The sequence below is a fragment of the Paraburkholderia nodosa genome (genome assembly GCF_001718195.1).
GTDB classification, from domain to species: Bacteria; Pseudomonadota; Gammaproteobacteria; order Burkholderiales; family Burkholderiaceae; genus Paraburkholderia; species Paraburkholderia nodosa_A.
Map to the genome: position 1 here is coordinate 339,117 of NZ_MCNV01000004.1, position 12,578 is coordinate 351,694.

The 12,578-nt window shown below is 67.1% G+C and carries 10 protein-coding genes and 1 pseudogene; 10 read left to right on the plus strand and 1 reads right to left on the minus strand.

Annotated features, from left to right (window positions below; genetic code table 11):
• Positions 1-27: 27 nt before the first annotated feature.
• From BFD71_RS10805 to BFD71_RS10850, 10 genes and pseudogenes are all read left to right on the plus strand, one after another.
• Positions 28-1,281 carry a LysR family transcriptional regulator gene (locus BFD71_RS10805; protein WP_069263346.1) on the plus strand — a complete coding sequence of 418 codons (1,254 nt, stop codon included), beginning with the start codon at positions 28-30 and terminating at the stop codon, positions 1,279-1,281.
• Positions 1,282-1,348: 67 nt separating this feature from the next.
• Entirely contained in the window at positions 1,349-2,593 is a 1,245-nt protein-coding gene (locus tag BFD71_RS10810; RefSeq protein WP_083245178.1) for an MFS transporter, read from the plus strand.
• 150 nt (positions 2,594-2,743) lie between these two features.
• Positions 2,744-4,189, plus strand: coding sequence for an MFS transporter (locus tag BFD71_RS10815; protein ID WP_069263350.1), 1,446 nt, complete (start codon positions 2,744-2,746; stop codon positions 4,187-4,189).
• Between the two features lie 122 nt (positions 4,190-4,311).
• Complete coding sequence (locus BFD71_RS10820) at positions 4,312-5,028, plus strand: maleate cis-trans isomerase family protein (RefSeq protein ID WP_069263352.1); 717 nt, start codon at positions 4,312-4,314, stop codon at positions 5,026-5,028.
• Between the two features lie 60 nt (positions 5,029-5,088).
• Complete coding sequence (locus tag BFD71_RS10825) at positions 5,089-5,892, plus strand: amidohydrolase family protein (RefSeq protein ID WP_069263355.1); 804 nt, start codon at positions 5,089-5,091, stop codon at positions 5,890-5,892.
• 103 nt (positions 5,893-5,995) lie between these two features.
• Positions 5,996-7,225 carry an MFS transporter gene (locus tag BFD71_RS10830; RefSeq protein WP_069263357.1) on the plus strand — a complete coding sequence of 410 codons (1,230 nt, stop codon included), beginning with the start codon at positions 5,996-5,998 and terminating at the stop codon, positions 7,223-7,225.
• A gap of 82 nt (positions 7,226-7,307) precedes the next feature.
• Positions 7,308-8,471, plus strand: a complete 1,164-nt coding sequence (locus BFD71_RS10835; RefSeq protein ID WP_083245180.1) for a porin — start codon at positions 7,308-7,310, stop codon at positions 8,469-8,471.
• Between the two features lie 87 nt (positions 8,472-8,558).
• Positions 8,559-8,912: pseudogene (locus BFD71_RS10840) on the plus strand (aldo/keto reductase); the annotation flags it as partial.
• Positions 8,913-9,012: 100 nt separating this feature from the next.
• Positions 9,013-9,690 (plus strand): heavy metal response regulator transcription factor, encoded by a 678-nt coding sequence (locus BFD71_RS10845; RefSeq protein WP_069263361.1) that lies wholly within the window; start codon positions 9,013-9,015, stop codon positions 9,688-9,690.
• A gap of 8 nt (positions 9,691-9,698) precedes the next feature.
• On the plus strand, positions 9,699-11,114 hold the full coding sequence (locus BFD71_RS10850; protein WP_069263573.1) for a heavy metal sensor histidine kinase: 1,416 nt from the start codon (positions 9,699-9,701) through the stop codon (positions 11,112-11,114).
• Here the strand turns inward: BFD71_RS10850 and BFD71_RS10855 are convergent.
• On the minus strand, positions 11,089-12,573 hold the full coding sequence (locus tag BFD71_RS10855; protein ID WP_069263363.1) for an efflux transporter outer membrane subunit: 1,485 nt from the start codon (positions 12,571-12,573) through the stop codon (positions 11,089-11,091). The two genes, BFD71_RS10850 and BFD71_RS10855, sit on opposite strands and share 26 nt — an antisense overlap.
• Positions 12,574-12,578 lie beyond the last annotated feature (5 nt).

The following is a 12,578-nucleotide window of genomic DNA, read 5'->3' on the forward strand; positions in this document are numbered from 1 at the left end:
CTAGTCACGCAGGGATTAAGCTGCACTATGGCCTCGGTCGTCGCGTCACCTGTCGAAGAGAAGGAAGCCCCCGCGGAGCTGCCCAGCCTCTGGCAGCTGCGCGTGTTCGAGACGGTGGCGCGTCACGAGAACGTCACGCAGGCCTCGCAGGAGCTGTTGCGCTCGCAACCGGCCACCACGTCGTGCCTCGCGGCGTTCGAAATGCTGATGGGCGTGAGCCTCTTCGAGCGTTCCACCACGGGCACCTGGCTCGCGCCTGCGGGCGTCGCGGCGCTCGTGCGCACGCGCAAGATCCTGCAGGCCGCGCAGGATGCGGTGGCGCAGGTGGGCAGTACGCGCAACGTGTCGCCGGCCGTACTCGCGGGCGGCATCACGCGCACGCAGATGCGCTGCCTCATTGCCATTGCGGAGTGCGGTTCGTTTCGCGCGGCCGCGCGGCTGCTGGGCATCACGGAGGCTTCGCTGCAGCGCGCGGCGCGCACGCTCGAGCAGAATCTGGGCGCGCCGCTCTACCGGCACTCGGCCTCCGGCGTGACGACAACGGAGGTGGGTCAGACCTTCGCGCGCCAGTTGCAGACGATCTCGAACCAGATCGCCGCGATGGCCGACGCACTGCGTGCGTACCAGTTTCCGGTGGAGCGCAGCGTAACGGTGGGCGTGTTGCTGCTCGACCCGTCCATCCTGATCGTGAGCGCGATTCGCGAACTCAACGCGCACTTCCCCGACGCGCACGTGGTGATCATCAACGGCACCTACGATCAACTGCTCAACAAGCTGCTGCGTGGCGAGATCGATTTCATGCTGGGCGTGCTGAAGAATCCCGATCAGTCGTTCGATTTCGTCGAAGAGCCGCTTTATCACGAGCGCTACTGCGTGGTCGCGCGGCGCGATCATCCGCTCACGCGCGAGCCCGCCGTGACAGTGGATGCATTGCGCGACTTCCAGTGGATCTTGCCGCCGCGCAGCTCGCCGCGCCGCGAAGCCTACGAATACGTGTTTTCCGATGGCGCGCCGCCGCTCGCGAGCATCGAGACCTATTCGCTTTCCACCATTCGCATCACGCTCTTCGACAGCGACATGCTGACCGTGCTGAGCTGGACCGAGGTGTTGAGCGAACGGCGTTTCGGACTGCTCGCGCCGCTCACGATCGACGTGCCGTGGGACGGCCCGCTCGTCGGCATCACGGCGCGGCGCGACTGGAAGCCCAACGACGTGCAGGAAACGTTTCTGCGCAGCGTGCGCCGCAACGCGCAGGCGATGACGGGCGGCCAGGGCGCGTAAGGCGTCAGCGCTTTTCCTTCTTTTTCGCAGGCCGCGCAGGCTTGCGCTTCCCCGGGTTTTCACCGAGATGTCGAACGAACCTACCGTCGCGTTCGCGCCTGCGCGCGCGCATGACGCGTTGTTGTCCTTTTCTTCCTTTCGCAGCCTGCTGGCCGTGCGCGTGGCGTGGACGGTGAGCATCCAGATGCTCTTCGTCGCGATCGGCTGGCAAATGTACGCGCTCACGCACGACGCGTGGGCGCTCGCACTGGTCGGGCTCTATCAGTTCTTCCCGGTGCTGCTGCTCACGCTGCCGGCGGGACACGCAGCCGACTCGTGGCGGCGCCCGCGCATCGTGCTCGGCTGCCTTGCAGTGCAGGGTGTCGTCGCCGCGGCGATGGCGTTCGCCACGCACCGCAACGGCCTCACGCGCGACGCGCTGCTGCTGGCCTCGCTGTTGCTCGGCACGGCGCGCGCGTTTCAGATGCCGGCGTTGCAGGCGCTCGTGCCTTCCACGGTGCCGGCGCCGCTCCTGAGCCGCGCGATGGCCGCCGTCTCGACTGGCTCGCAAACGAGCGTGATACTCGGGCCGGCGTTGGGCGGGGCGCTCGTGAGCTTCGGCATCGGCGCGGTCTCCGCGGTCGCGGCGCTGCTATTTCTCGCGGCAGCCCTGCTCACGCTCGGCCTCAAGGTGCGTGAAGTTCAACGCGAGCGCCGCGCCGCATCGCTCGACGCGCTGATGGGCGGCCTGCGCTTCGTCTGGCGCAAGCCGATCATTTTCGCGGCGATCAGCCTCGATCTCTTCGCCGTGCTGTTCGGCGGCGCCGTGGCGCTGCTCCCCATCTACGCCGACACGATCCTGCACGGCGGCCCCGCCATGCTCGGCTGGCTGCGCGCGGCGCCCGCGATCGGCGCGTTCGCGATGTCGCTGTGGCTCGTGCGCTACCCGCCCCGGCGCCGCGTGGGCGTGACGCTGCTTGCTTCGATCGGCGTGTTTGGCGTTGCGACCGTCGTGTTCGGCGTATCGACGAGTCTCTGGCTCTCCATGCTCGCGCTGATCGTGACGGGCGCGGCGGACATGGTGAGCGTGGTGATTCGCCAGACGCTCGTGCAGCTCGAAACACCCGATGAGATGCGCGGCCGCGTCAGCGCCGTGAACGCGATTTTCGTGGGCGCGAGCAATCAGCTCGGCGAATTCGAATCGGGGTCGCTCGCCAGCGTGATGGGGCCCGTGGGTGCGGTCGTGCTGGGCGGCGCGCTGACCTGCCTCGTGGCGCTGACGTGGGCGTGGCGCTTTCCGCAGCTCGCCGCGCGCAAGACGCTCGATAGCTGAGCGTGGCTCTCGCGAGCCGCACAGCAATAACTGATGACGGCCCGCTCTTTTTCTATGCCGCTGAAAGTCGGCGGCTCACTAGAATCAGGTCTCCTGACAATGATATCGGTGCCGCACAAGACGGCGCGCCTCTAAGGAGACGGAGGTTTCATGCAACTCATACAGAGCGGGCAAAGCCCATTCCAGGACCAGCGCGTCCTGAGCAAAAACCAGCGCATGCTGCTCGCGCTGATCGGCGTAGGCAGCATGCTGGAGTTCTGGGATGCCTATCTGATCGGCTTTATCATGGCGTTTCTCGTCAAGCCGTGGGGCATGACCTACGGGATGATGGGCACCGTGCTGCTCGCTTCGGGCGTGGGCGCGATCGTCGGCGGCGTGGTCTGGGGCATGATGGCCGACCGCTTCGGCCGCAAGCCCGTGTTCGTCATCTCGCTGCTGCTGCTCGCAGCCATGAGCCTCGGCCTCGCATTCACGCCCGCGGGCGGCTGGATCTACATGGCGGTGCTGCGCACGGTGATCGGCTTTTGCACCGGCGGCTATTTCATCCAGATCGCGCTCGTCAACGAATTCATTCCGCCGCGCCGGCGTGCCGCGCTCACGGGCGTGGTTTCCGCCATCACGACCTGCGGTCTGTTGCTCGGCGCGTTCAGCGGCGCCTTCGTGATTCCGGCGATCGGCTGGCGCTTCACCTTCGCGGTCGGTGCGGCGCCCGCACTCGTGGCGCTGATCGGCGCGTTCTATGTGCCGGAGTCGCCGCGCTGGCTGAGCCTGCAGGGCCGCCGCGAAGAAGCGCGTCGCGCCGTGCAGTGGGCGCTCGGCACCGCGGCCGAATGGCGCGAAGAAGAAAGCGCGAACGCGGAGAGTGCGGTGCGCCGCGCGCCCGCTGCGCGCTGGTCCGAGATCTTTTCATACCCGCGCAGCGTCGTGACGGCCACGCTCATCAACATCGGGCTGATCTCGGGTTACTACGGCATCGTGCTGTGGGCGCCCACGCTGCTCGCCCAGGTGCAGTCAGTGACGCCCGCTGGCGCCTCGCGCTTCATGATCGGTTTCAGCGTGTGCGGCATCGTCTCGCGGCTTGCCGCCGCGAGCCTGGCCGACCGTATCGGCAGACGGCGCACCGGCGGCTACTTCGCCATTGCCGCCGCCATTGCCGCGCTGCTGGCGGGCTACGTGGGTCACGGCGACCTGCTCACACCCGCGTGGTTCTGGCTGCCGCTGCTGCTCGCATTCGTGTTCGCCGACGGCAGCTTTTCGGTGTGCGCGGTCTATTCCACCGAGATCTGGCCCACCCGGCTGCGCGGCAGCGGTTCGGGCTACGCGGGCCTCGCGGGGTCGGTGGGCAAGATGATCGGCCCGGTGGGACTCGCATGGGTCGCGGGGTCGAGCAACATGGTGATGCCATCGGCCACGCTCGGCGTGATCGTGCCGGCGTTCCAGTTTCTCGCGCTGTGCCTGCTGCTCTGTGGCGTGACCTATCTGTTCGTCGGCATCGAGGCGCGCGGCAAGACGCTCGAGTCGCTCGACGAAGGCTTTGCGCAGCAGCGCGAGGCGGCCCACGTCATGCCGTCGGCCAACGATCGCAGCGGGACTTGACGTTCCGGGTTCAGCAAAAACCGATTGCGGCGGCCGCTTTCCGATTGGTGACGCAAAGTCACAAAAAATACACTGGTTCAGACTCGCGGCGCGCCTTTAGCGCCGTGCAACAGAGGACTGAAATGAAAAGATTACGCGTGGGCATGGTGGTGCCTTCACTGAACACGATCGCCGAAGACGATTTCCGTCTGTTCTGCCCCGAGGACGTTTCGTATCACGTGCATCGCATCCGCCTGAGGAAGGAGGGGGGACGCGTGACGATGGAAAGTCTGCAGGGGGCCTGGCTCGAAGCCGCCGAGGAAGCGGAATACCTGAAGGACCTTTCGCCCGACGCCGTGGTGTTCAACTGCACGGGCGCGAGCGTGGCGCACGGCGCGCAAGGCGACGCATTGCTCGCCACGCGCGTGGGCGAGCGTCTCGGCCTGCCCGCCACGAACACGATGGTCGCGATCAAGCAAGCGCTCACGGCGCTGCGCGCCGACCGCCTGCTGCACGTGTGCCCGTTCGCCGACGAGTTCTCGCGCATCGAGCGCGAGTCGCTCGAAGCCTCGGGACATGCGGTGGCGCGCACGGTATCGCTCGGCTTCACCGACGCGAAAGAGGCCGCGCTCATGACGCCGGCGCGCATTGCGGCAATCGTGCGCGAGCAGATCGATGCGGACATCGGTGCGGTGCTGCTCTCGTGCGCGAACGTGCGCGCATTCGAGGCCGCGCACGAGCTGGAGGCCGCGCTTGGCATGCCGGTCGTCACGAGTAATCAGGCGACGTTGTGGGCGGTGCTGCGTCTGGCGGGCTGGCAAGGCCGCATTGCGGGCGCGGGCAGCCTGTTCGGCGACTGATCCATGCACGCGCAACGGTCGTCAATCCGGTAATCCACTACGAAATAAAAGAGAAATAGCATGCAAATTGTCGATGCCCAGGTGCACGCATGGGTGAGCGGAGATTCGACGGGTCATCACCGCCGCACGCCGATCACGCGCGACGTGCTCGTGGACGAGATGGCGCGCGCGGACGTGAACCGCGTCCTGCTCGTGCCGCCGCTGTGGGACCCGCAGGGCAACGCCTATTCGCTCGCGCTCGCGCAGGCCGAGCCGGAGCGTTTCGCGGTCATGGGCTTGCTGGGCGCGGATGTGACGGACCCGGCCGCCGCCATCGAGCGCTGGCGCGACGAGCCGGGCATGCTCGGCGTACGCTTCCTGTTCAACACGCCTGAGCGCCTGGCGCCGCTGCTCGAAGGCCGTTACGAGCGCGTGTGGCCGGTGGCGCAGGAAAGCGGGCTCGTGGTCGCGCTGCACGTACCGGGCGCGCTAGGCGAGGCCCACGCCATTGCACGGCGCTTTCCGCGCCTGCGCCTGATCGTCGATCACCTGGGCGTGCCGCGCGGCGCGAGCGGCCCGGCTGCGTTCGACCATCTGCCCGAATTGCTGGCGCTCGCGCAACACCCCAACCTGCACGTGAAAGCGGCGGGCGTGGGCGACTATGCGCTCGATCCCTGGCCGTTCCGCTCGATCGAGGCGCCATTGCGGCAGGTTTTCGACGCGTTCGGCGCCGAGCGCATCGTCTGGGGCAGCGACCTTTCGCGTCTGCATCACCCGTACCGCCAGTGCGTGACGCACTTCAGCGAGACGCTCGCCTGGCTGTCCGCTGCCGATCGTGCGGCCGTGATGGGCGGCAACCTGTGCCGGTTGCTGGGCTGGAATTAGGCAATCGGGGCACGAGTGATGCGCGCGGCGGTGCCCCATAATGTGCGGTTCGCCGGCGCGCACTAGCAACACAGAACACACATAACGATATCGGAGACACAACATGCTGACCCCTGGCGGCTGGCCTTGCATCATCCTGCTCTATCTCTACGGGACCGTGGCGACCTCGCTCGTCACGCAGTCGGTGCCCGTGATCGGCGACATCGCGCACCAGTTCGGTCTTTCGCATGCGGCGGCTGGCTGGGTGATTTCCATCCCCTCGCTCATCACGGCCGTGCTGGCCCTGTTCGGCGGCTGGCTCGTCGACCGTATCGGCGACAAGCGCGTGATCGTGGGCGGTTCGCTCTTCGCACTCGCGGGCAACCTCGGCGTGGTGGCGGCGCACGACGTGAACATGCTGTTCGCGAGCCGCTTGCTCGAAGGCGTGGGCTATCTTTCGCTCACGGTGGGCGCCGTCACGCTCATCATGCGCACCACGAGCGGTGCGCGCCGCGGCATCGCGCTCGGCCTCTGGACCTCGCATACGGCGGTCGGTATCGGGCTCACGCTCAGCGTTGTGGCACCGCTCGCGCAACGCGGCGAAATGTGGCGCTGGGCCTTCGGCGGGCATGCCATCCTGATGGCGGCGCTCGCGCTCGCCGGCTTCCTGCTGCCGGCCAAGACGCAGCAGATGGCCGCGCGCCGGCTTGCCGACATCTGGACCGTGGTGAAGAGCCCGCGGCCCTACCGCGTGGCGCTGGCTTCGGGGGCTTCGGCGTTCATCCAGACCGGCATCATGGCCGCGCTCACCGTGTATCTCGCGAAAACCTTTGGCGTGGCGATTCGCACGGCGGCCGGCGTGGGCACGGTGGCGGAAGTTTTCGTGTGCGTCGGCTGCCTGTCGGTCGGGCATCTGCTCAAGGGGGGCACGAGTGCGCGCCTGATCGCGTCGGTCGGCGGCGTGGTCGCGCTCGCCGGCGGGGTGGGCCTCTATTTGCCGGTGACGGGCCTGAGCGGCGCGGTCGCGGCGGTGTGCGTGTTCTCGGTGGGCATCGGCCTGCTGAACGGCCTCATCTGGACGATGGTGCCGGCGGCCGCGCCGAGCCTCGCGACGATGGGCGCGACGAGCGGCCTCGTTGCGCAGGCGACCTATCTCGGCGTGCTGCTCGGGCCGCCCGCGATTTTCGCAAGCTTCTACGAGAGCGGCTGGACCGTGCGTATCGGACTCGTTGTGATCGCAACCTTGCTGCAGCTCGTACCGTTGCCGATCTGGGGGCGCGCAGCGCCACGCAGCGAGGAGAGCGGCGCTCAGGCGTCCGGTTCGGCGCCAGCTTCCGCGGCCGGGGGAAACTGAGTCGGGGAAGGCGGCCCCCGGTGCAAGGGGGCCGGGCGATCCAGGTACTAAACATAACAATCAGCATGACTAAGGAGACGAAATGAAGCAAGGAGAATTGGCAGTCAAACGCACGCGCGTAGCGATCCTGGTATCCAGCGCGGTTGCGGGATTGCTGCTGGGCGCAGTGGGCGTGGACGTGGCACACGCACAGAGCAGCGTGACGCTCTATGGCGTGATTTCGACGTCGCTGGAATACGTGAGCAACGCGAAGGGCAATCATCTTTTTGCGCTTTCCAATGCGGGCATGATGCCGCCGCGTTTCGGCCTGCGCGGCGTGGAAGATCTCGGCGGGGGCACCAAGGCCATTTTCACGCTGGAAAACGGCTTCAACATCACGAACGGCGCGATGCTCAACGGCGGCATCTTCGGTCGCCAGGCGTATGTGGGCCTGAGCAACGACCGGGCGGGCACGGTCACGATGGGTCGCCAGTACGAGGAAATGACGAACACCATGTGGTTCGCCACGGCCTCGAACGTCTTCGCAGGGTACGGCGCGCACATTGGCGACAACGACAACATGTTCTTCACGAACCGCTTCAACAACGCGGTGCGTTATGCCTCGCCCACCTACTCGGGCTTCTCGTTCGCGGGCAGCTATGCGTTCTCGAACTCGACACAGTTCTCGAACAACAACGGGTTCAGCGGTGCGATGACCTACGCGCGCGGCCCGCTCAAGGTCGGTGCGGCGTTCACGCAGTTCAACCGGCGCAGCAACGCGGTGCCCTCGAACACCACGAGCGGCGCGGTCGACAGCACGGGCTGGGGCTTCAGCTCGCCGTTCGTCACGAGCCCGACGGGCGCGGGCACCAATCAGCAGCGCATCATGGGCGTGGGCGGCAGCTACGACTTCGGTTCGTTCCACGTGCTCGGCAACTATACGAACGTGCTGTTCAACTATTCCGATTCGACGGGATTGCGCCTGCAGAACTTCGAGGCATCGGCGTACAAGCTCTTCACGCCGTTCGTGGAAGTCGGGCTCTCGTATGTCTACACGCTCGGCAACTATTCGATCGGGCGCTCCACGCACTATAACCAGCTCGATCTCGCGGGCCACTACCTGCTCTCGAAGCGCACCGAGCTGTATCTCATCGGCATCTACCAGCGAGCAAGCGGTCCGGGCACGTACGCGCAGATCTATACGGCTTCGCCTTCGTCGGGAAGGAACCAGACGCTCGTCGAGACGGGGATCATGCACAAGTTCTGACTGGCGCGGTCCAGGCGCCTTTAGGTGGCATTGACGGGGCAGCCTGCGGGCGCCCCGTTCCCTCCAGTCTTTTCACGCTTTCCGCTCATGCAATATCGCAAGCTCGGCGCGACCGGCTTGACCGTGGCGCGTCTGTGCCTCGGCACTATGACGTTCGGCGCGCAGACCGACGAGGCAACCTCCCGCGCGATTCTCGATGGCGCGGCCGACAAAGGCGTGGACTTCATCGATACGGCCGATATCTACCCATCGTCCGAGCAGGTTGGACTCGCAGAAGCAATCGTCGGGCGCTGGCTCAAGGGCCGGCGCGAGCGCTTCGTCATCGCGACGAAGGGCGGCGGCCGCACGGGCCCCGCCGCATGGGATCGCGGCGGCTCGCGCAAGCACCTGCTGGCGGCTGTCGACGCCTCGCTCGTGCGCGTGACCCGCGCGGCGCTCGACGAAGCCACGCAGCGTTACCGTATGCAGGATGCACAGCGATAGGCGCAGCGGGCCAGGGAGCGCATACAATTGAGCCGGACACACTCAAAATTGAACGGCGATGCGCATTCTCGTAATCGAAGACGAGCCGAAGACCGGCGCGTATCTGAAGAAGGGCTTCGAGGAATCTGGCTATGCCGTGGATGTCGCGGCGGACGGCGCGGAAGGCCTGATTCTCGCGAAAGAGGCGGCGTACGACGTGATCGTGCTCGACGTCATGCTGCCCGCAATGGACGGCTGGACGGTGCTCAAGACGCTGCGCGCCACGCACACCACGCCGGTGCTGTTCCTCACCGCGCGCGACGACATCAGCGACCGCGTGAAGGGCCTCGAGCTGGGCGCGGACGACTACCTCGTCAAGCCGTTCGCCTTCGTCGAACTGCTCGCGCGCGTGCGCACGCTGGCCCGCCGCGGCCCCCCGCGCGAGAGCGACGTGCTGCTGCTCGGCGACCTCGAAGTGGACGTCACGCGCCGGCGCGTGAAACGCGGGGCCACGCGCATCGACCTCACGCCGAAGGAGTTCTCGCTGCTGCAGCTGCTCGTGCGCCGCCAGGGCGAAGTGCTCACACGCACGCAGATCGCCTCATACGTGTGGGACATGAACTTCGACAGCGACACGAACGTCGTGGAAGTCGCCATCCGCCGCCTGCGCGCGAAGGTGGACGACGCGTTCGACGTCAAGCTGATCCACACGGTGCGCGGCGTGGGCTACGTCGCCGAAATCAAAGGGAACGCCTGATGCCGCGCATGGCTGTGCGCTCGCTCGCCACAGGCCTCGCGCTGAGTTTCGCGGGTACCACGCTCGCGGTATTCGCGCTTGTGGGCAGCACGCTTTATTTCACGCTGGACCGCGAGGTGAAGCAGCAGGACGACCTCGATATTGTGCTGATTTCGCGCCACACGCGCCGCCTCGCGCAGGAACTGCACAACGAGCACGACGTGCGCGAACATGCGGAGCGGCTCACGAGCCAGGTGCTCGGCAATCCCGCGCTTTCCATGGAAATACTCGGTACCGGCGGTGCGCAACTGGTCGAGCACAACACGGCGGGCATTGCAGACGCGGCGTTTCCAGAAGCGGCGCTCGCGCGGCGTCTCCCGCCGACGCAACGCATTACCGAAGGCGACGTGGTGGCATGGCGCAACGCGCGCGGCGTACCCGTGCGCGGACTCGCTACCGACGCCGCGCTGGCGGACGGCACGCCCGTCACCATCGTCATCGCACGCGACATGACCGATCGCTGGCAGCTGCTCGATCACTATCGCGAGCGGCTCTACGGTTTCGGCCTGGCGGGCATGCTGCTCGCGTTCCTCATGAGCTGGCTGCTCGTGCGCGAGTCGCTGCGTCCGCTGCGCGAGATGGCGGCGCGCGCGGCCACGGTCACGGTCGACCGGCTCGATACGCCCATCGAAGTCGAACGCGCGCCGAGCGAGCTCGAAGCGCTCACGAAATCGCTCAACGCCATGCTCGACCGTTTGCACGGGGGCTTCGAGCGGATGTCGCAATACACGGCGGATCTCGCGCATGACATGCGTACGCCGCTCGGCAACCTGCGCGGCGCGAACGAAGTGGCGCTCGCACGCGAGCGCACCACGGCCGAATACGAGGCGTTGCTCGAATCGAATCTGGAGGAATGCGAACGGCTTTCGCGCATGATCGAAAGCGTGATCTTTCTCGCGCGTGCGGAGCACCCGCAGTTCATGACGACGCTCGCGGAGTTCGACGTGCACGATGCGCTCACGCAGATTGCCGACTACTTCGAAGGTCTCGCCGACGAAGCGGGCGTGCAAATCCGCGTGGAGGGCGAGGGCCGCCTGCGCGCGGACAAGGAGCTGTTCCGGCGCGCCGTGGGCAACCTGCTCGCCAATGCGCTGCGCTATACGCCGCGCGGCGCGGCGATCACGCTGAGCGTCGAGCAGACGCCACGGGCCGTCGAGGTCACGGTGGCCAATCCGGGCACGCCGATCGAAGCCGCGCTGATGGAACGCATTTTCGACCGCTTCTATCGCGCGGATGCGTCGCGCCATCGCGAGGCGCGTGCGGGTGCTTCGGCGGGTCTGGGGCTCGCGATCGTGCGCACGATCATGGCGCTGCACGGCGGCTCGGCGCGCGCCGAAAGCGACGCGGCAAGCACGCGGTTCATCCTGACGTTCGCCCGTTCCTAGCGCTCAGGTCGCTCAGCGCCGCGCGGTCCCAGCCGCCGCCGAGCGCCTCCAGCAGATGCACGCTCGCATCGAGCCTTCTTCCTGCGATCTGCTCCTCGTTGCGTTCGTTCGAGAGCGCGATGGTCTGCGCCGTCACGACATCGAGATAGTTCACCGCGCCCGCCTGGTAGCGGTTGGTGGTGAGCTTGAGCGAGAGTTGCGCGGCGGCGGTGGCGCGCTGCTGGCTTTGCGCTTCGCTCGCCAGCGTGTCGAGCGCGCTCAGGTTGTCTTCGACTTGCTGGAACGCCGTCAGCACGGTTTGCCGGTAGCCGGCTACTGCCGCATCGTATTGTGCGTTCGCGCCTTTGAGCGTGGCGTCGCGCCGGCCACCGTCGAAGAGTGTGCCCGCCAGTTGCGAGCCGAGCGACCAGAAGAGGCTGGGCGCGCTCAGCCACGGCGCGAAGAACGTGCTTTCGAGGCCCGCCGTCGCGGAGAGCGTGAGATCGGGATAAAAGGCCGCGCGCGCTGCGCCGATTCCTGCATTGGCCGCCGCCACACGCCGCTCGGCCGCCGCGATGTCGGGACGCCGTTCGAGCAGCGCGGAGGGCACCCCCGCGGGAATCGACGGCACGACGGCGGGATCGACACGCGGCGGCAGACTGAACGTCGAAGCGGGCACGCCGATCAGCGTGGCGATGGCGTGCTGAAGCTGCGCGCGTTGCACGTCGATGTCGCTATCCGCCGTGCGCGCGCTCTCGAGCTGGGTTTGTGCCTGGGCGACGGCGGAGGCGTCGATCGCGCCGTCGGCGAGTTGCTGCTGCACGATGCGCAGCGCGGCCGCGTAGGCGCTCACGGTGTCATCGAGCAGCTTCTTCTGGCGATCGAGCGAACGCAAATCGAAGTAATCCGTCGCCAGCTGGCTCGCAACCGAAAGGCGCACCGATTCGAGGTCGGCTTGCGTGGCCTGGGCGTTGGCGTGGGCCTGGGTGGTCGCGTCCTTCACGCGCCCGAACAGGTCGGGTTCCCAGCTTGCCGTGAGGCCCGTCGAGTAATCGGGAATCGTCTTGCCCGCAAGCGAATGGTCCACGAGATTCTGCGAGGTCCGGTAACGCTGCGCCGCCACGCCTGCCGTGACGGTCGGCGCATAGCCCGCGCGCTGATAGTCGATCATCGCGCGCGCGGCTTCGAGATTGGCGACGGCCTGGCGCACGCTCTGGTTCGACACGTCCACGCGGGCTTCGAGCTGGTCGAGGTCGTTGTCGCCGAAGAGCGTCCACCATGGGCCGCGCGTTTGGGCGTCGGCGGGCGCGGCGACGGTCCAGCCGGGTGCCGCTGCGGGTTGCGTCGTTTGTGTCGCGAAGTGCGCAGGCACGTCCGTCGAGGGTACGCTGTAATGGGGCAACGTGGTGCACGCCGCGAGCGATGCTGCGGTGAAGGCGACGACGATCCGGCGCAGCGCAGGGAGAGGGCGTTCGAACATGATGA